The 18,987-nt window shown below is 69.7% G+C and carries 13 protein-coding genes and 2 tRNA genes; 7 read left to right on the top strand and 8 right to left on the bottom strand.

Features of this window, described 5'->3' with window-relative positions:
- Window positions 1–6 precede the first annotated feature (6 nt).
- From ACWD3C_RS34505 to ACWD3C_RS34495, 3 genes are all read right to left on the bottom strand, one after another.
- Complete coding sequence (locus ACWD3C_RS34505) at window positions 7–2,601, bottom strand: SpoIIE family protein phosphatase (protein WP_451150143.1); 2,595 nt, start codon at window positions 2,599–2,601, stop codon at window positions 7–9.
- A 207-nt stretch (window positions 2,602–2,808) separates the two neighbouring features.
- Window positions 2,809–2,884: transfer RNA gene (locus tag ACWD3C_RS34500), tRNA-Glu, on the bottom strand.
- 171 nt (window positions 2,885–3,055) lie between these two features.
- Window positions 3,056–4,768 (bottom strand): metallophosphoesterase family protein, encoded by a 1,713-nt coding sequence (locus tag ACWD3C_RS34495; protein WP_451150141.1) that lies wholly within the window; start codon window positions 4,766–4,768, stop codon window positions 3,056–3,058.
- A gap of 189 nt (window positions 4,769–4,957) precedes the next feature.
- On the opposite strand from ACWD3C_RS34495, the gene ACWD3C_RS34490 reads away from it, so the two are divergent.
- The 5 genes from ACWD3C_RS34490 (at window position 4,958) to ACWD3C_RS34470 (ending at window position 11,103) form a co-directional block, all read left to right on the top strand.
- Complete coding sequence (locus ACWD3C_RS34490) at window positions 4,958–5,308, top strand: metallopeptidase family protein (protein WP_451150139.1); 351 nt, start codon at window positions 4,958–4,960, stop codon at window positions 5,306–5,308.
- Window positions 5,309–5,395: 87 nt separating this feature from the next.
- Window positions 5,396–5,953: a hypothetical protein gene (locus ACWD3C_RS34485; RefSeq protein ID WP_451150137.1), complete on the top strand. Its 558-nt coding sequence runs from the start codon at window positions 5,396–5,398 to the stop codon at window positions 5,951–5,953.
- 138 nt (window positions 5,954–6,091) lie between these two features.
- Window positions 6,092–10,057, top strand: a complete 3,966-nt coding sequence (hrpA, locus tag ACWD3C_RS34480; RefSeq protein WP_451150135.1) for an ATP-dependent RNA helicase HrpA — start codon at window positions 6,092–6,094, stop codon at window positions 10,055–10,057.
- Between the two features lie 120 nt (window positions 10,058–10,177).
- A tRNA-Asp gene (locus ACWD3C_RS34475) sits at window positions 10,178–10,252 on the top strand.
- 632 nt (window positions 10,253–10,884) lie between these two features.
- The gene (locus ACWD3C_RS34470) at window positions 10,885–11,103 is read left to right on the top strand and encodes a DUF6274 family protein (protein ID WP_451150133.1); all 219 of its coding nucleotides are present in this window, start codon (window positions 10,885–10,887) and stop codon (window positions 11,101–11,103) included.
- A 494-nt stretch (window positions 11,104–11,597) separates the two neighbouring features.
- Here ACWD3C_RS34470 and bldC read toward each other — a convergent pair whose 3' ends face one another.
- Both bldC and ACWD3C_RS34460 read right to left on the bottom strand, forming a co-directional pair.
- Window positions 11,598–11,804: a developmental transcriptional regulator BldC gene (gene bldC / locus ACWD3C_RS34465; protein WP_003949541.1), complete on the bottom strand. Its 207-nt coding sequence runs from the start codon at window positions 11,802–11,804 to the stop codon at window positions 11,598–11,600.
- Between the two features lie 660 nt (window positions 11,805–12,464).
- Window positions 12,465–13,307 carry a hypothetical protein gene (locus ACWD3C_RS34460; protein ID WP_451150131.1) on the bottom strand — a complete coding sequence of 281 codons (843 nt, stop codon included), beginning with the start codon at window positions 13,305–13,307 and terminating at the stop codon, window positions 12,465–12,467.
- A gap of 234 nt (window positions 13,308–13,541) precedes the next feature.
- Here ACWD3C_RS34460 and ACWD3C_RS34455 point away from each other — a divergent pair, with 234 nt between their 5' ends.
- Together ACWD3C_RS34455 and ACWD3C_RS34450 are read left to right on the top strand one after the other, a co-directional pair.
- A complete protein-coding gene (locus ACWD3C_RS34455) occupies window positions 13,542–14,636 on the top strand; it encodes a Leu/Phe/Val dehydrogenase (RefSeq protein WP_451150129.1) in 1,095 nt (364 codons plus the stop codon).
- 365 nt (window positions 14,637–15,001) lie between these two features.
- Window positions 15,002–15,250 carry a DUF3073 domain-containing protein gene (locus tag ACWD3C_RS34450; RefSeq protein ID WP_451150127.1) on the top strand — a complete coding sequence of 83 codons (249 nt, stop codon included), beginning with the start codon at window positions 15,002–15,004 and terminating at the stop codon, window positions 15,248–15,250.
- Between the two features lie 108 nt (window positions 15,251–15,358).
- On the opposite strand, the gene purM is transcribed toward ACWD3C_RS34450, so the two are convergent.
- From purM to ACWD3C_RS34435, 3 genes are all read right to left on the bottom strand, one after another.
- Complete coding sequence (gene purM / locus ACWD3C_RS34445; protein ID WP_451150125.1) at window positions 15,359–16,426, bottom strand: phosphoribosylformylglycinamidine cyclo-ligase; 1,068 nt, start codon at window positions 16,424–16,426, stop codon at window positions 15,359–15,361.
- A 69-nt stretch (window positions 16,427–16,495) separates the two neighbouring features.
- Entirely contained in the window at window positions 16,496–18,025 is a 1,530-nt protein-coding gene (gene purF, locus ACWD3C_RS34440) for an amidophosphoribosyltransferase (RefSeq protein ID WP_451150123.1), read from the bottom strand.
- 85 nt (window positions 18,026–18,110) lie between these two features.
- Window positions 18,111–18,986, bottom strand: coding sequence for an META domain-containing protein (locus ACWD3C_RS34435; protein WP_451150121.1), 876 nt, complete (start codon window positions 18,984–18,986; stop codon window positions 18,111–18,113).
- Window position 18,987 lies beyond the last annotated feature (1 nt).

The raw sequence follows: 18,987 nt of genomic DNA, 5'->3' as shown, positions 1-18,987 counted from the left end.
CGTGACTCATGGCGACGGGCGGAAGGCGGCGCGTGCCGACGGTGGCTCCGTGGCCCTCTGCGGGGGCGGGGCGTACTCGGTGAGGAGGAGCGCGATGTCGTCCGCCCTGTCGGGGGACCGGCTGGCATCCCGCAGCAGCTCGTCGGCCAGCTCCTCCAAGTGGTCCCTGCCCGTGTGGGCCAGTGCGGCCCGGAGCCGGTCGATGCCGGAACCGATGTCCGAGCCGCGCCTCTCGACCAGCCCGTCCGTGTACAGGGCCAGGACCGATCCGGGCACCAGGCGCAGCTCCGACTCCGGATAGTCGGCCGCCGCCTCGACACCGAGCAGCGGGCCGCCGGGCACATCCAGGATTTCGGTGCGTCCGTCGGGCAGGCGCAGCAGGGGCGGGCAGTGGCCCGCGCGGACGATGCGCACGCACCCCGTGCGGGGGTGGATGCGGGCGTAGCAGCAGCTGGCGAGCAGCGCGGGGTCGAGGTCCAGAAGGAGCTGGTTGGTGCTGGCGACGACGTCGCCCGGCTGGTGGCCGGCGGTCACGAAGGCCCGCACCGCGCTGCGCAACTGGCCCATGGCGGCCGCGGCGGCGACATTGTGCCCCTCGACGTCCCCGACGATCAGTGCGACCTCCTCGCCGGTGGGGATGACGTCGTACCAGTCGCCGCCGATGTCCATCCCCCTGGTGCCGGGAAGATAGCGCGCGGTGACGCCGAGGCCCGGCACGGTGGGCAGCCGGTGCGGCAGCAGCGCGTTCTGCAGGCCGCGGGCGAGAGCGAACTCGGCGTCGTAGAGCCTGGCGCGTTCGAGGGCCTGGGCGATCAGGCCGCCCAGCGCGGTGAGGACGCCGCGCTCCTCGTCGGGGAACCGATGGACGTCGTCGAAGCCGAGCATGCAGGCGCCGACCGGGCGGTTGGAGGCGATCAACGGCAGGAACGCCCAGGAGCTGGAGTCGCCGGCCGGGATCCCGGGATACGTCTCCAGGAGCTCCGCCCGGGACTCGACGAACAGCGGGGCCCCGGAGGTCAGCGCGTCCGTCACGGGCAGCCGGGCATGCAGCGGGGTGCCTTCGAACCGGGCGAGAACGCTCTGCGAACAGCCGCGCTGCGCGAACAGGCGCAGGCGCCGCTCCTCCACCACGCAGATCGCCAGCTTCTGGCCGCCGAAAGCCGGGAGCAGCTGCTCGGCGACGGCATCGCACACCTCGTTCGCGGTGACCGCCTCGGTGAGGGCGCTGCCCAGGTGGAGCACGCGGTAGAGGGCACCCAGGCGTGGGGCCGCCGGCGGAGGCGGCGAGGAGACGGGGGAACCCTCCTCCGCGACGGACGTCCCGGGTCCGGTGCCGGCCGGCACCGGCTGCCTGACGAGTGCCGCCCATCCCGTCATGCCCTGTGCGCCCGGGTGCAGGGAGAAGACGAGCCACTCGTCGGGCGGGCGGCGGACCAGGAAGGAGACCGGTCGCTGAGAGATCATGGCGGCCCGGTAGCGGTCCTCGTAGACGGGATCGGCCAGCCAGGGCAGGACGTCCCACGGACGCCTGTCGAGCAGTTGGTCCTGGCGGACCCGCAGCAGATGCTCCAGGCTGTGATTGGCATAGGCGATACGTCCGTCCGGGGAGAGCGCGAAGAAGCCGTCCGCGAGCCGCTCGATCGCCGCCACGGCAGCCATACAGCTCCCGGAGTCGAGCACGGCGCCGACCAGATGGGACGACGCCCGCAGGTCGTCCGGGTTCTCGGGCACCCGGCCCCACAGCTCGACCGTGCGGTGCCCGCCACCGCGGTCCCGGACGCGCAGGCAGTGCGCGAGCACATGACGTTCCTCGATCGCGGCACGGGCGGCGGACCGGAAGCCGGGCAGATCCGAGGGCTCGATCCTGGCCGCCAGCGTGGCCTCCCGTCCGTCGAACTCGCCGGGCGGGATTCCGACGATCGCGCACAGCTCGTCGTCGGCCGTGAGGGCTCCGGTGCCGAGGTCCCAGTCGAACAGGCCCACCCGTATCACCGGGGCGGACGGCAGCGGGGCCACCACCGGAGCCCGGCGCTCGACGCACTCGCCGAGTGCCCGGCGGGCGCTCAGCCCGGCGAGGGCGGTGCCCAGACGGTCGGCCGCGGAGCGCAGACGCCGGCGCTGCGCCCTCGACAGACCTGCCCCGTCGGGCTTGGGCGTCCACAGCACGGCCATCGCTCCGAAGGTCTGCTCGCCCACTCTCACGGGCACCGACGCGGAGCCGAACGGGTAAGGCACGGCGACCGAGAACTTGGGGAAGCGCCGCATCGTCTCCTCCGCATCGGCAAGGTGGACGATGCGCCCGGAGCGGTACGCCTCAGCCACCGGGATACCGCTGTTCACCGGGATCCGGCGCAACCCGCCGAGGAGGGAGGGCGGCGTCCCGCATGCCGCGGTCAGGACGAGCGAGCGATGGTCGCCCGAGAGCAGGAACACGCTTCCGGCATGCGCTCCGGTCATCTCCACGGCACTCATGACGGCACTGACCAGTGCGTCGTCGAGTTCGGGCGCTTCGCCGACACCCGTGGCCCCGAACGGGTACGAACTCGATCCCACGCCGTTGGCCGACACGTTGCCCTCGATACCGTGGAGAATTTGTTCCATCTTAAGGCGGTTTGCGGCTCCCCAGAGGGGCATCGACCGACCGGAACCAGGGCGGAAGTGAACGAGCACCCGGCTGCCGTCGGGGGATACGGCAACACCGCCGGAGACGGAAGCAGGTGGCGCGGGGAAGCGGGTGGCGCAGGGGAGCGCAAGGCGGGTGGACCCGTGGCGTTCGCCCGAGGTGACCTGCGGCACTACAAGATCAGATGGTGCCCCCAACGGGATTCGAACCCGTGCTACCGCCTTGAAAGGGCGGCGTCCTAGGCCGCTAGACGATGAGGGCTAAACGGGCCCGCCTGGGCGCTTGTCAGCGCGTCGGGGACGTCAGCAGCATATGGGATGACGAGAGGTATCGCCAAAACGGTTTACTGGGCGCCCCCTGCGAGGCACGACGGACCACCCCGCAGGATTCACCGCCCCTCCACCGCAGGACACGCCCCTCCCCCTCCCGGACTCACTGCCCCGCCCCCGTCGGACTCGGCGCCGGACTCCCCGTGGGACTCCCGCCAGGACCACTCCCGGTGGCCCCCGGGGTGGGACTCCCGACCGGCCCTCCGTTCGCCCCCGGGGTCGGACTCGGACTCCCGTTCGGGCTCTCGTCCGGGCTGCCGTTCGGACTCGGAGTAGGGCTCGGTGGCGGTGTCGCCCCCGGCTGGTTCTCGTCCGGAAGATGGCGGCTGACCTCGGCCGTCGTCAGCCCCAGACCGCCGAGTTTGATCTCGTCCCAGGCCTGGAGGCGGCGGATGTCGCGGTCGAAGTAGAGGACGGACACCTCGATCGGGTCGGGGTACTGCTGCTCCAGGGCACGCAGGCCGCTCCCGCCCGTCGAGCCCTCGATGCGCAGCCGGGTGCCGCTCTTCAGGACCTCCATCTCCGGGTGGTGCAGATGCCCGGCGAGGACCAGCGGCACCTCGCCGTCCACCTCGCGCGCGGCGTCCGGGTTGTGGACGACGGCGACGTCCACGGGCGCGCCCGCCACCGTGTGCTCGCGGAGCTCGGACGCCAGGCGCCGGCCCGCCAGCTCCTCCGACTCCTCCAGCCCCGGCTTCCCCGAGCGGTCGGGGGTGAACTGCGGGTCGCCCATGCCCGCGAAGCGCAGACCGGCCACGTTCACGGCCCGCCCCTCGTCGAGGACGTGCACGTTCTTCATGCCCTCCAGGTACCGCTGGGTGACCGCCGAGTCGTGGTTGCCCCGCACCCAGACGTACGGCGCCCCGAGCGTCTCGACCGGGTCGAGGAAGCCGTTCTCGGCGGCGGTGCCGTGGTCCATGGTGTCGCCGGAGTCGACGATGACGTTGATCTCGTACTGCTCCACGAGCGAGGCGATGATCTTCCAGCTCGCGGGGTTGAGGTGGATGTCGGAGACGTGCAGGACCCGGATGGTGGTCGGGTCCGGCGCGAAGACGGGGAGGGTGGACGTGGCGTCGTACAGCTTGGTCACGTTCGTCACCAGGCGGGCCAGCTCCTTCTGGTAGACGTCGAATTCGGTGACTATGCTGCGCGCGTCGCCGACGAGGGACGGGGCGGAGGAGAGCAGCCCGGAGAACTTCGGCTCCAGAACGGAGTTCGGGTTCCAGGTGGCGTAGGCGCTGCCGCCGGACGCGGCGAGGAGGCCGAGAGCCAGGCCGCCGGCGGCGAGGGCGCGGCGGGGACGGCGGTAGACGGCGAGGCCGAGGGCGGTGGCCCCGGAGACGACGGCCACGGACGACCGTACGGCCAGGTCGAGCGTCCCGCGCTGCACGTCGGCCGCTATGTCGTCCTGGAGCCCGGAGATCCGCTCAGGATGGTCGACGAGGGCCCGGGCGCGCACCGGGTCGAGCTGATCGACGTTCACGTCCAGGCGTACGGGGGCCCGGTGACTCCGCAGCTCCAGGGCGCCGAGCGGGGACACGTTGATCTTCGTGCCGCCGTCGAGGGAGGGACGCAGGGTCATGGTCGTGTCCATGGGGCCGACCGGCACACGCACATTGCCCACGATCAGCAGCCCGAGCCAGGCCCCGAGCAGCACGACGGCGATCAGGCCGAGGGTGCGGGCATAGGGGTGCGGCGGGCGGATCAGCTCGACGGTGGGGTGCGGGTGACGTGCGCGGTAGTGGCCGACCAGTGCGCCGGGGGCTTGTCGTACGCGGCGCATGGCGGCGGCTGCGGCGGCGGGGACGCGGGCCATTGGTCCCGTATGCCCAAATCTGGTGGTGGTATGCAGGGATACCTCCGAACGGCCGTACGACCGCATAGACCGGTCGTACGGCAATCCCCGACTCTCTCCGACTCTCTCCGACTCCCTCTGACGCTCTCTGAACTCTCCTATGACGACTTCCGGCATCCTTACGCCGGTGCCGTACCCGACAATGGCCGTGTGCTGGAGATGACGCGCGAGGAGTTCGAGGAACTGGTCGCCGAGGCCCTGGACCGGATTCCGCCGGAGCTGACGCGGCTGATGGACAACGTGGCGGTGTTCGTCGAGGACGAGCCGCCCGCCGACGATCCCGAGCTGCTCGGGCTGTACGAGGGGACTCCGCTGACGGATCGCGGCGAGTGGTACGCGGGGGTGCTGCCGGACCGGATCACGATCTACCGGGGGCCGACGCTGCGGATGTGTGAGTCGCGGGAGGACGTGGTGACCGAGACCGAAGTGACCGTGGTCCACGAGATCGCGCACCACTTCGGAATCGACGACGCCCGGCTGCACGCGCTCGGTTACGGCTGAGGCTCGCTCGTCGAGTGCGCGTGTCCTCTTGCGGGCGGCGGGAGTTGGGCAGGGGGACTTATCACCCGCCCTCGGAGGTGGCCGCCCGTGCGCGCCTTGAACGTACCCGTCCGTCTGGCCGCCACGGTCATGGCCGTCGCCGCGGCCACCGGCTGTATGAGCGTGGAGGACGACGGGGCCAGGCCCGGGCCCTCGCACTCGGCGGGACAGCGCGGTGCCGCCGCGCCCGACGGAGGGTCGGCGATGTCGGACGGCGGCGATACGGGCTCCTACGGCGAGCGTGGCAAGAAGGACAAGTCCGCCGTCGAGCCCGACGAGTCCGTGTCCGCCTCGGCCTCCCCGTCCGCCTCGGCCTCCGCCGCCGACGCCCCCTCCCCCAAGCCGACCGCGAAGAACCCCAAGGGTGACAAGGACACCAAGGACGACAAGGACACCCCCGACGACAACGACGACAAGCCGGCCAAGCCGGAGCCTCCGGTGATCGAGCCGACCCCCACGAGGACGACGGAGGAGCCCGCGCCGCCGACGCCGACGGAGTCCCCGTCACCCGAGCCCAGCACGCCGGAGCCGTCCTCCTCCGCGCCCGAACAGGGAGCACAGCTGACGGAACGCGAGCCGGCGCCACGGGCGGGGGAGGCGGCGTAGGGTCCCCTGGGTCGGTGAGGCATACGGGTGAGGCATACGGCCCCACCCCATGTGAACCCCGGCCAACACCACCCCCAGTTCCGCGGAGCGCAAAAGCGTTCGCCAGGGGTTTCGGAGGGGTGAGATCCTGGACCGCGTATGTCTACACACCCTGCCCCCGCCCTCGGCGCCCTCGCCCCCCGCCTGGCCGAGCTGTCACTGCGCGACGCGCACCGGCTCGGGCGCAGGCTCGAAGGTGCGCGCAAGATCCGTAAGCCGGAGACGCGCGCCGCCGTGCTGGCCGAGATCGAGGCGGAGGTCGGGAAGGCCGAGGAACGGATGGCCGGGCGGCACGCGCGCGTGCCCGCCGTCACGTACCCCGAAACGCTCCCGGTCAGCCAGAAGAAGGACGACATCGCGGCGGCGATCCGCGACCACCAGGTCGTGATCGTCGCCGGTGAGACCGGGTCCGGGAAGACGACCCAGATCCCCAAGATCTGCCTTGAGCTCGGCCGTGGCGTGCGCGGCATGATCGGGCACACCCAGCCCCGCCGTATCGCCGCCCGTACGGTCGCCGAGCGGGTCGCGGAGGAGCTGGACACGCCCCTCGGTGAAGCCGTCGGCTGGAAGGTGCGCTTCACCGACCAGGTGAACCCGGACGCGACCTTCATCAAGTTGATGACCGACGGCATCCTCCTCGCCGAGATCCAGACGGACCGCGAGCTGCGCGCGTACGACACGATCATCATCGACGAGGCCCACGAGCGGTCCCTGAACATCGACTTCCTGCTCGGCTACCTCGCCCAGCTGCTCCCCCGCCGCCCGGACCTCAAGGTCGTCATCACCTCCGCGACCATCGACCCCGAGCGCTTCTCCCGGCACTTCGGCGACGCCCCGATCGTCGAGGTCAGCGGCCGGACGTATCCCGTCGAGGTGCGCTACCGCCCCCTCCTCGAAGAAGACGGCGACGACTCCGACCGCGACCAGATCACCGCGATCTGCGATGCCGTGGAGGAACTCCAGACCGAAGGCAAGGGCGACATCCTCGTCTTCCTCTCCGGCGAGCGGGAGATCCGCGACACGGCCGACGCGCTCAACAAGAAGCAGTACAGGTTCACCGAAGTCCTGCCCCTCTACGCCCGCCTCTCGCACGCCGAGCAGCACCGCGTGTTCCAGCCGCACACGGGCCGCAGGATCGTTCTCGCCACCAACGTGGCCGAGACCTCCCTCACCGTCCCGGGCATCAAGTACGTCATCGACCCCGGCTCCGCCCGGATCAGCCGGTACAGCCACCGCACCAAGGTCCAGCGGCTCCCCATCGAGCCGGTCTCCCAGGCCAGCGCCAACCAGCGCAAGGGCCGCTGCGGCCGGACCAGCGACGGCATCTGCATCCGCCTCTACACCGAGGACGACTTCCTCGCCCGCCCGGAGTTCACGGACGCGGAGATCCTCCGTACGAATCTCGCCTCCGTCATCCTGCAGATGACCGCGGCCGGCCTCGGCGACATCGAGAAGTTCCCGTTCATCGACCCGCCGGACCACCGCAACATCCGCGACGGCGTCCAGCTCCTCCAAGAACTGGGCGCGTTGGACCCTCAGCAGAAAGACACCCGCAAGCGCCTCACGGACACCGGCCGCAAGCTCGCCCAGCTCCCCGTCGACCCGCGCCTGGCCCGGATGGTCCTGGAGGCGGACCGCAACGGCTGCGTACGCGAGGTCATGGTCATCGCCGCCGCCCTGTCCATCCAGGACCCGCGCGAGCGCCCCGCCGAGAAACAGGCCCAGGCGGACCAGCAGCACGCCCGCTTCAAGGACGAGACGAGCGACTTCCTCGCCTACCTCAACCTCTGGCGGTACGTCCGCGAGCAGCAGCGCGAACGCGGCTCCTCGTCCTTCCGCCGGATGTGCAAGCAGGAGTACCTGAACTTCCTGCGCATCCGCGAGTGGCAGGACATTTACACGCAGTTGAGAACGGTCGCCAAGCAGATGGGCATCCACCTCGACGAGGAGGACGCCCCCGCCGACCGTATCCATGTCTCGCTCCTCGCCGGTCTCCTCTCCCACATCGGGATGAAGGACGTGAAGGAGTCCAAGGACGCCGGCCCCCGCAGGGAGCGGAACGAGTACCTCGGCGCCCGCAACGCCAAGTTCGCGATCTTCCCCGGCTCGGCCCTCTTCAAGAAGCCCCCGCGCTTCGTGATGTCGGCCGAGCTAGTCGAGACCTCCCGTCTCTGGGCCCGCGTCAACGCCAGGATCGAGCCCGAGTGGATCGAGCCCCTCGCCGGGCACCTTCTCAAGCGCACCTACAGCGAACCGCACTGGGAGAAGGACCAGGCGGCCGTGATGGCGTACGAGAAGGTCACCCTCTACGGCGTACCGATCGTCGCCCAGCGCAAGGTCAACTACGGCCGCGTCGACCCGGAGGCGAGCCGCGAGCTCTTCATCCGCAACGCCCTCGTCGAGGGTGACTGGCGTACGCACCACAAGTTCTTCGCGGACAACCGCAGACTCCTCACCGAGGTCGAGGAACTGGAACACCGCGCCCGCCGCCGCAACATCCTCGTGGACGACGAGACCCTCTTCGACTTCTACGACCAGCGCGTCCCCGAACACGTCGTCTCCGGCGCCCACTTCGACTCCTGGTGGAAGCGCAAGCGCCACGAGCAGCCCGACTTCCTCGACTTCGAGCGGGAGATGCTCATCCGGGAGTCGGCGGAGGCGGTCACCAAGGCGGACTACCCGGACTCCTGGCGTCAGGGCAATCTCAAATTCAAGGTCACGTACCAGTTCGAACCGGGCACGGACGCCGACGGCGTGACGGTCCACATCCCGCTCCAGGTCCTCAACCAGGTCACGGACGAGGGCTTCGACTGGCAGATCCCGGGCCTGCGCGAAGAGGTGGTCACCGAACTGATCCGCTCCCTGCCCAAGCCCATCCGCCGCAATTACGTCCCCGCCCCCAACTACGCGAAGGCGTTCCTGGAACGGGCGGTCCCCCTGCAGGAACCCCTCACCACCACCCTCGCCCGCGAACTGAAGCGCATGGTCGGCGTGCCGTTCACGCCCGACGACTTCGACTGGGCCAAGATCCCCGACCATCTGAAGATCACCTTCCGGATCATCGACGAGCGGCGCCGCAAACTGGCCGAGGACAAGGACCTGGAGGCCCTCCGCCTCCGCCTGAAGCCGAAGGCCCGCAAGGCCCTCTCCCAGGCAGCGGCGGCCACCGCGGAGCGCCAGGGCGGCGAGTCCCTCGAACGCAAGGGCCTGACCGACTGGACCATCGGCTCCCTCACCCGCGTCTTCGAGACCCGCCGCGCCGGCCACCCGGTGAAGGCGTACCCGGCCCTCGTCGACGACGGCGACACGGTCTCCGTACGCCTCTTCGACACGGAGGCCGAGCAGCAGCAGGCGATGTGGAAGGGCACCCGGCGCCTGATCCTCCGCAACATCCCGGTGAACCCGGCGAAGTTCGCATCCGAAAAGCTGACGAACCAACAAAAGCTCGCCCTGTCCGCGAACCCCCACGGCTCGATCCAGGCCCTCTTCGACGACTGCGCGATGGCGGCCGCGGACAAGCTGATCGGCGACTTCGGCGGCCCGGCGTGGGACGAGGAGTCGTACCGGAAGCTCTACGACAAGGTCCGCGCCGAAATCGTCGACACGACCGTCCGCACGGTCGACCGGGTCCAGCAGGTCCTCGCCGCCTGGCAGTCCTGCGAACGCCGCCTGAAGGCCACCCGCAGCCCTGCCCTCCTCCCCAACCTCCAGGACGTACGGGGGCAGCTGGACGCCCTCGTGAGACCCGGCTTCGTCACCGAGACGGGCCTCGGCCGCCTCCCGCACCTGATGCGCTACCTCGTCGCCGCCGACCGCCGCCTCCAGCAGATGCCGACGAACGTCCAGCGGGACACCAGCCGCATGGAAAAGGTCCACGAGATGCAGGACGAGTACGCCTGGCTCCTGGAACAAATGCCGCAGGGCCGCCCGACCCCCTCCTCCGTCCTCGACATCCGCTGGATGATCGAGGAACTCCGCGTCAGCTACTTCGCCCACGCCCTCGGCACGGCCTACCCCGTCTCCGACAAGCGCATCGTCAAGGCCATCGACGCGGCAGCCCCGTAACCACCCCTGCACATTCGGTGAGTTCGACCACCGCCCCACCCCTCCTGTACAGTCTCTTCTCGCAGCGCAACGCACCGCAGTATCCAATATGGGACTCCGTCGCGTGGGCGCCGCGAACCTGGTCCTGTGGAGCAGTTTGGAGTGCTCGCCACCCTGTCAAGGTGGAGGCCGCGGGTTCAAATCCCGTCAGGACCGCAGTGAAGAAGTGAGGCCCGCCTCCAACAAGGAGCGCGGGCCTCACTCATGCCATCACCCCACACCAGACCCCGCTCGCCACCCCGTCAAGGTGGAGGCCGCGCCCGCGGCGCAGCCGCAATCGGGCCCAGCAAATCCCGTCAGGACCGCGGCAAAGCACCCACGCTCCCAAGGCGCGGGCCTCTCCTTCATGCCACACCCCAAGGCGCGGGCCTCTTCTCATGTCATGCCGCACCCCCGGGCGAGAAAGCCGCCCACGCCGCACACCCTCACGGCGGGACAGCCGTTTCGCACCCCACCCCCACAGCGGGAAAGCTGCGAGCCGGCGTTCTCACACAGCCTCCTCCCCCACGACGGGAAAGCCGCCCACGCGCGGAAGGGGCCGTGCCGGTGTGTCAACGCCCGTCGCATACAGAGGGCTCGACAAGGCCGTCTCCTACAACCCCCGAGCCGTATGTCCACACGCGACGGGCGGACACACCGGCACGGCCCCGACCCACCTCCCAGCGGCAGGCGCCCCCGCCCAACCACCCGCAGACGCCCCCGCCCAACCGCCGGAGGCCCCCGCATCTTGACGCCGTCACATTCCCTCGGTACCCAGAACTGAAGAGCTCCGACTCCGGAGGTGGCGTATGACGGCGTCCGCCAGGCACGAAACACGCGCTCTGCTCCGTGCCCACCTGTCGGCCGCCTCCTCGTACCGCCACCTGACACGGCACTGCCCGATCTGCCACCAGCTGCTCCGCCTGGCCATGGAACCCGCACAGCCCTCACGGCCGGCATGGAGGACCAAGGAGATCAAGGAGACCCCGGGGAGCCCCTCGGAGGACGACAGCCCTTCACAGGCGTGAGCCGCGCTCATCCGGGATACTCACCCAGCAGAGCCGCATCAGGAACGGAGCCCAACTCCCGCCCCCCCTACCGCACATGTGCCACAGGCAACAAGTGCCCTGGCGTGTGACAGGTGTCACCGCATAAGTTTTCAGTGGGGCGGAACTTACAGCCCACCTACAACTGGTCAATTTAATATGTGCAATTGCACCAGTCTCCCGAGGGTATCCACAGCAGATCCGACACCCCTCCTCAGACTCCGCCAAGTCCGCTCACAGAGCCGCCAAACCCCACTCACGGAGCCGCCAACCGGAGACACCCCACGCACAAAAAAGATCACGCTGGACCCGGCGGAGTCCAGCGTGATCGACGACGCACCCTTGTCGCTTGCCTGGATAGCTTGGGCGTGGGCCCTGTTGGGGCAGAACCCGCGTCGCTTGGCGCTATGGGTTCGGGCACCTCGGCACGTTGGGGGACCTACCGAATTGCCCGGCTATGGAGTTGTCAGGCGGGTTCAGGCCTCGCTGCGCTGCTGCGGAATGCCCGCGAGCAGAGCACGGACCTCCGCCTCGCGGTAGCGGCGGTGCCCGCCGAGCGTACGAATCGACGTGAGCTTGCCAGCCTTGGCCCAGCGCGTCACCGTCTTCGGGTCGACGCGGAACATCGTGGCAACCTCAGCCGGGGTCAGCAGCGGCTCGGCATCAGGGGTGCGAGCGGTCATGAGCGGCCTCCTCGGGAGAACCGAACCTTCTCGGTTCTTTCCTCTAAATTCTGCACCTTGACCCGCGTTGCCCGAAATGGCGGACGCGAGTCGAGTCGGTTATAGGACGAACGGCTTGTCCTCGGCACTACAACTACACCATCCGTCCAGCCGCGTCGGCCAAACCGATGGAATTGCCCTCCCAGGTGTTCATCAGTGACGGATGCCGATGGACCATGCCATAGCGGACAGTCACGCCACTGTGACGATCAGTCACAGTGGCGTGCAGGAGTCATCAAGACCCCCCCAAAAGCATGCAATGCCGAGATTCCACCCATACGCGGGCAGAAGGAGCCTCCCCCGAACTCCTTGTCCTATTTTGGCATGAGGAGTGGCGTAAGAGGCAAGGCCCGCGTAAGTGCAGTCCGTCACGCTTGACACAAAAGCCCGGATCGAGGGGTACGTCCCACCGATCGGGCATCGATGCGTCAACCTTGGGCCAAGGATCGCTAGTTCACCATGACACAGGCTTCGCGGAAAGCCTTTTCCGGCACAGAAGCCACCACAGTCACCGACACATCTGCGACCCAGCCGCCACCCCGGCCACCAACTCGCCACCATGAACCCTCAGTTCACATCTTGCAGACGCGAACCTCAGTTCCCCCAGTTCCCCCAGTTCCCTCAGTTCGCCGACCGCCGGTCCCGTACCGCCCGCCACCGCTCCACGAGCCGCCCGTACGCCTCCCCGGCCGCAGCCCCGTCGCCCTTGCGCAGCGCCTCGATGCCCTCGGCGACATCGGCCGCCGAGTGGTCCCCGTCGAGCTGCGCGGCCGGCAGGGTGTGCACGAGCCCGCCGTAGTCCAGCTCGACGAGCGAGCGCGGGTGGAACTCCTCCAGCCAGCGCCCCACGTCCACCAGACCGTCGATCAGCGGCCCCTCGTCGATGGTGTCCCGCAGGGTCCGCAGCCCCCGCGCCACCCGCCGCCGCGCCTGCACCATCGGCGTCCGGTACCGCAGCACCGGCGGCACCTCGCCCGAGCCCTTCTCGTACGCCCGCTCCTCGTCCGCGACGAGCACGAACCAGTTCAGCGGCACCTGCCAGGTCGACGTACGGATCCACGGCCGGGCATCCGGGTTCCGGGCCATCCAGCGCTCGTAGTCCTGGGTCGCCTGGCGCCGTACGAGCGGCGGCAGGACCGCGTCCAGGACCGGCGCGGGCAGCTCCTCGGCCAGGTCGCCGAGCGCCTGCCAGCCGCGCAGCCGGGTGCGCCAGGGGCAGACGCAGAGCACGCCGTCGACCTCCAGCACGAAGGCGTCACCACTCTCGTGCACCGGCACCGGGATCGGCGGGGTGGGCAGCAGATCGGCCAGCGAGCGCCGCAGCTCGTCCTGGTACGACGGACGCTCGGCCCGCTTGGCGTACCGCGCCCAGTGGCCGCGCTCCGGCTCGGGGAAGGCGGCCAGCGGTTCGTACACGCGGAGGTAGGACGCGTACGGAACGATCACCGAGGACACCTTGGGCACGCCTGCTCCCTCCCCAGCGGACCTGACACAAAACCTGCTCGACCCGCGTACGAACGAGCGGGAAACCACTGCAAATCGTCCCACGGCCCCGCTCTGGTGTACTCCGGGGGAGGGTGATCCTCGGCACTGCGCGGATGGCGGGTTCGCCCAGGCTCTAGTCTCATGCTCAGAGCCCCCGCCACCCGCACGGGAGCCTTGTCTCCACCCGCCGCTACTTACCCAGGAGTCACCACCGTGACCGACGTAACCGACGGCGTCCTGCACACCCTGTTCCACTCGGACCAGGGGGGTCATGAGCAAGTCGTGCTCTGTCAGGACCGCGCCAGCGGCCTCAAGGCCGTCATCGCCATCCACTCCACCGCTCTGGGCCCCGCGCTCGGCGGCACCCGCTTCTACCCGTACGCGAACGAGACCGAGGCCGTCGCCGACGCACTGAACCTCGCGCGCGGGATGTCGTACAAGAACGCCATGGCCGGGCTCGGCCACGGCGGCGGCAAGGCCGTGATCATCGGCGACCCCGAAAAGATCAAGACAGAGGAGCTGCTCCTCGCCTACGGCCGCTTCGTGGCCTCGCTCGGCGGCCGGTACGTCACCGCCTGCGACGTCGGCACCTATGTCGCCGACATGGACGTCGTGGCCCGCGAGTGCCGCTGGACGACCGGCCGCTCGCCCGAGAACGGCGGCGCCGGCGACTCCTCCGTCCTCACCGCCTACGGCGTCTACCAGGGCATGCGCGCCTCCGCCCAGCACCTGTGGGGCGACTCCTCGCTGCACGGCCGCCGGGTCGGCGTCGCGGGCGTCGGCAAGGTCGGACACCACCTCGTGGAGCACCTGCTGGACGACGGCGCCGAGGTCGTGATCACCGACGTGCGCGAGAAGTCCGTACGCCGTGTTCTGGCCAAGCACCCGACCGGGGTCACCGCCGTCGCCGACACCGACGCCCTGATCCAGGTCGAGGGCCTCGACATCTACGCCCCCTGCGCGCTGGGCGGAGCCCTGGACGACGACACCGTCCCGGTCCTCACCGCCAAGGTGGTCTGCGGCGCGGCCAACAACCAGCTCGCGCACCTGGGCGTCGAGAAGGACCTCGCCGACCGCGGCGTCCTCTACGCGCCGGACTACGTCGTGAACGCCGGCGGTGTCATCCAGGTCGCCGACGAGCTGCACGGCTTCGACTTCGAGCGGTGCAAGGCGAAGGCCGCGAAGATCTACGACACCACGCTGGCCATATTCGCACGCGCGAAGGAAGACGGTATTCCGCCGGCCGCCGCGGCCGACCGGATCGCCGAGCAGCGGATGCACGAGGCCGCCGCGGCCCGCCGGGCCTGATCCCGCACGGGTCACTCGCGCGATCCCGATCGATCACGCCCGATCGCGCCCACTCGCGCATGTTTGGCAGGTGCCCGTCGGTGGCAGGTAGAGAGAACCGTTAGAGAGAACCGTTAGAGAGAACTCTCACTTCCGTCGGCGGGTCGCCCGCCAAGAAGTGGTTAAAATCGCGGTTGACCAGCGGGGACAGGGCGCCCCGCAGGTTCTGGGCAGTGGCGCGTCCTGCGGGCGACGTACCGTATGGGCGCGGGCTCAGGTACCGTGGGAGCCCTACGGACGGTCTCTCAATGGAGAGTCCGTTCTAGAACATGAACGCGTGTCAAGACTCTGGGGCCGTCGAGCCCCGTCGTTGAGGGGGTCGAGCCATGGGGCGCGGCCGGGCCAAGGCCAAGCAGACGAAGGTCGCCCGCCAGCTGAAGTACAACAGCGGTGGGACGGATCTCTCACGCCTGGCCGAGGAGCTGGGCGCATCGACGTCGAACCAGTCGCCGAACGGCGACCGCTTCGAGGACGATGAGCAGGACGAAGAGCTGTATTCACGGTACGCCGACCTCTACGAGGACGACGACGAGGAGGACGAGGGCGACCCGTCCTCGCAGCGTCGCGGCGCTTGACCTTGCACTGAGCTTTCACCCGGTCCGTGGCCCAGGCCACGGACCGGGTTCTGTGCTGCCTGCACCAGAGGTGCCCGCACTGTGCTCTGTGCTGCCCGCGGCGGGCCGTCAGCCGGCGTAGTCACCGACGAGCGCGGCACCCGCCTCGTGGTCACCACGGTCGGTGATCTCGCCGGCGACCCATGCCTCGACCCCACGGTCGGCGAGGGTCGCGAGGGCCGCGTCGGCGGACTCCCCGGGGACGATGGCGATCATGCCGACACCCATGTTGAGGGTCTTCTCCAGCTCCAGGCGCTCGACCTGACCGGTGCGGCCGACGAGGTCGAAGACCGGGGCCGGGGTCCAGGTGCCACGGTCGACGATCGCGTGCAGGCCGTCGGGGATCACCCGGGCGAGGTTGGCCGCGAGTCCGCCGCCGGTGATGTGGCTGTAGGCGTGGACCCCGGTGGTGCGGGTCAGCGCCAGGCAGTCAAGCGAGTAGATCTTGGTGGGCTCCAGGAGCTCCTCGCCGAGGGTGCGGCCGAATTCCTCGACCGGGGCGTCCAGGGCCAGGCCCGCCCGGTTCAGCAGGACGTGCCGGACCAGCGAGTACCCGTTGGAGTGAAGCCCCGAGGACGCCATGGCGATCACGGCGTCACCCTTACGGATACGATCCGCGCCCAGCAGCCGGTCGGCCTCCACGACCCCGGTACCGGCGCCGGCGACGTCGAAGTCGTCCGGGCCCAGCAGACCGGGGTGCTCGGCGGTCTCGCCGCCCACCAGGGCGCAGCCCGCGAGCACACAGCCCTCGGCGATGCCCTTCACGATGGCGGCGACCCGCTCGGGGTGGACCTTGCCGACGCAGATGTAGTCGGTCATGAACAGCGGTTCGGCGCCGCACACCACGATGTCGTCCATGACCATCGCGACCAGGTCGTGGCCGATGGTGTCGTAGACGCCGAGCTGCCGGGCGAGGTCCACCTTCGTGCCGACGCCGTCGGTGGCGGAGGCGAGCAGCGGGCGCTCGTAGCGCTTGAGGGCGGAGGCGTCGAAGAGGCCGGCGAAACCGCCGAGGCCGCCGAGGACCTCGGGGCGCCGCGTCTTCTTCACCCATTCCTTCATCAGCTCGACGGCGCGGTCGCCCGCTTCGATGTCGACGCCCGCCGCTGCGTAGCTGGCACCAGTTGTCTCAGACATGACGGTGAGAACTTTCGTGTCGTACTGCTCGTACTGCAGGCTGCTCGTACTGCAGGTGGGACGGGCTGCCTACGGGCGACGGATCGCGTCGGCCGCGGCCGTGGCGGCGGGCCCGGCGGCCAGCTCGGTCTCCAGGAGCTGCTTGCCGAGCAGTTCGGGGTCCGGGAGCTCCATCGGGTACTCGCCGTCGAAGCAGGCGCGGCACAGATCCGGCTTGGCGATGGTGGTCGCCTCGATCATGCCGTCGATGGAGATGTACGACAGGGAGTCGGCGCCCAGCGAGGTGCCGATCTCGTCGATGGTCATGCCGTTGGCGATGAGCTCGGCGCGGGTGGCGAAGTCGATGCCGAAGAAGCAGGGCCACTTCACGGGCGGGGAGGAGATCCGGATGTGGACCTCGGCCGCGCCCGCTTCCCGCAGCATGCGCACCAGCGCGCGCTGGGTGTTGCCGCGGACGATCGAGTCGTCCACGACGATCAGGCGCTTGCCCTTGATGACTTCCTTCAGCGGGTTCAGCTTCAGGCGGATGCCGAGCTGGCGGATCGTCTGGGAGGGCTGGATGAACGTACGGCCGACATACGCGTTCTTGACCAGGCCCGCGCCGAACGGGATGCCGGACGCCTCCGCGTAGCCGATGGCGGCCGGGGTGCCGGACTCCGGGGTCGCTATGACGAGGTCGGCCTCGACGGGGGCTTCCTTCGCCAGCCGGCGGCCCATCTCGACCCGGGACAGATACACGTTCCGGCCGGCGATGTCGGTGTCGGGCCGGGCGAGGTACACGTACTCGAAGACACAGCCCTTGGGCTTCGCGTCCGCGAATCGCGATGTACGCAGACCGTTCTCGTCGATCGCCACGAACTCGCCCGGCTCGATCTCGCGGACGTAGCTGGCGCCGCAGATGTCGAGGGCGGCGGACTCGGAGGCGACCACCCAGCCGCGCTCCAGACGGCCGAGGACCAGCGGGCGGATGCCCTGCGGGTCGCGGGCCGCGTAGAGGGTGTGCTCGTCCATGAAGACGAGCGAGAAGGCACCCTTGACCTGCGGGAGGATCCTGGCGGAGGCCTCCTCGATGGTCAGCGGCTTGCCGTCGTCGTCGACCTGGGCCGCGAGGAGCGCGGTGAGCAGGTCGGTGTCGTTGGTGGCCGCCACGCGCGGGGTGCGGCCGCCCTCCTGCTTGGGGAGGTCGGCGACCATCTCGGCGAGCTGGGCCGTGTTGACCAGGTTGCCGTTGTGGCCGAGCGCGATGGAGCCCTGGGCCGTGGCGCGGAAGGTGGGCTGGGCGTTCTCCCAGACCGAGGCGCCGGTGGTCGAGTAGCGGGCGTGACCGACCGCGATGTGACCCTGGAGCGAACCGAGCGAGGCCTCGTCGAAGACCTGGGAGACGAGACCCATGTCCTTGAAGACGAGGATCTTGGAGCCGTTGCTGACCGCGATACCCGCGGATTCCTGGCCCCGATGCTGGAGGGCGTAGAGCCCGAAGTACGTCAGTTTTGCGACCTCTTCACCCGGAGCCCAGACACCGAAGACGCCGCAAGCGTCCTGGGGGCCTTTCTCGCCGGGGAGCAGATCGTGATTGAGTCGACCGTCACCACGTGGCACGCCACCGAGTGTAAGCGAGATCGCGCACTGGTCCGAATCCGGTGATCTCGGTCTCCCTGTGGGCGGGGATCCCGACCAGCCCGCCTCACTTGCCGGCGACCGCGCCGATACCCAGGCCCTTTTCGCTGGTCAGCGTGATGGCACGATGATCGATTTCGTAACTCACCGTGCCGTTGAAGAGCTTCAGCAGGGCTCGCTCGGTCTCCATGAGTGAGCCGTCGCACATCCTGCGGGTGGCACCGGCGGGGCCGAGGGTGATGGTGCCGTCGCTGACGGTCGCCCGGGCGGTGACCCGGTTGCAGCCGAGGCTGCCGCTGACGGTGCCGGCCTGCTTGTCGAAGGTCAGCCAGGCCTTGCCGTCGGAGCCGTCGGGCAGCGACTGGACGGTGTCGCCGCTGACCAGCGAGTTGACCTGCCACGTGGTGCCGTACAGCTCGGCGGGCTTCTCCTCGCTCAGCTCGACCGTGTTGCCGTCGTCGGAGGTGAGCGTGAGCCTGCCGTCGGCCGTCTCGGCCTTGAGCGCGGCACCGGTGAGGGTGTCACTGAGGGACTCCTCGAACTCCATGGAAACGTCCTCGCAGGCCATGCCGGTGGAGAAGTACTCGCCGAACTCGACGCGCTCGCCCTCCATGGTGGCGGTCCCGCCGAAGCCGTTGCAGCCGAGGTTGCCGTCGACCGTGCCGTCCTCGGCGATCTTCAGATACGCGCTGCCCGGCGCCTTGCTGGTCGTCCCGTCGACGGTGAGGCTGTCGACGGTCCAGTGGACGCCGGCGACGGACGCCGGCACGCCGCCCGAGCCGACGGAACCACTGCCGCTGCCGCTGCCGCCGCCGTTGCCCGTTTCGGAGCCGCAGGCCGCGAGGAGCGGGAACACGGCGAGTGCGGTGAGGGTCAGTCGCATCTTGTCCATGCCGGTGTGACGGGCGGGACGGATGGCCGGTTCCGCATCTGTGCAGATCACC

The organism is Streptomyces sp. NPDC002845, assembly GCF_053591955.1.
Note: the sequence above shows the minus strand (reverse complement) of the source record. Positions and strands in the feature narration are given on the sequence as shown.

What these genes read in the sequence shown, in the direction of transcription:
- ACWD3C_RS34505 (WP_451150143.1), bottom strand. Translation starts at nt 2,601, where the DNA reads ATGGAACAAATTCTCCACGGTATCGAGGGCAACGTGTCGGCCAACGGC.
- purM (WP_451150125.1), bottom strand. Translation starts at nt 16,426, where the DNA reads ATGTCTGAGACAACTGGTGCCAGCTACGCAGCGGCGGGCGTCGACATC.
- hrpA (WP_451150135.1), top strand. Translation starts at nt 6,092, where the DNA reads ATGTCTACACACCCTGCCCCCGCCCTCGGCGCCCTCGCCCCCCGCCTG.
- ACWD3C_RS34450 (WP_451150127.1), top strand. Translation starts at nt 15,002, where the DNA reads ATGGGGCGCGGCCGGGCCAAGGCCAAGCAGACGAAGGTCGCCCGCCAG.
- ACWD3C_RS34470 (WP_451150133.1), top strand. Translation starts at nt 10,885, where the DNA reads ATGACGGCGTCCGCCAGGCACGAAACACGCGCTCTGCTCCGTGCCCAC.
- ACWD3C_RS34495 (WP_451150141.1), bottom strand. Translation starts at nt 4,768, where the DNA reads ATGGCCCGCGTCCCCGCCGCCGCAGCCGCCGCCATGCGCCGCGTACGA.
- bldC (WP_003949541.1), bottom strand. Translation starts at nt 11,804, where the DNA reads ATGACCGCTCGCACCCCTGATGCCGAGCCGCTGCTGACCCCGGCTGAG.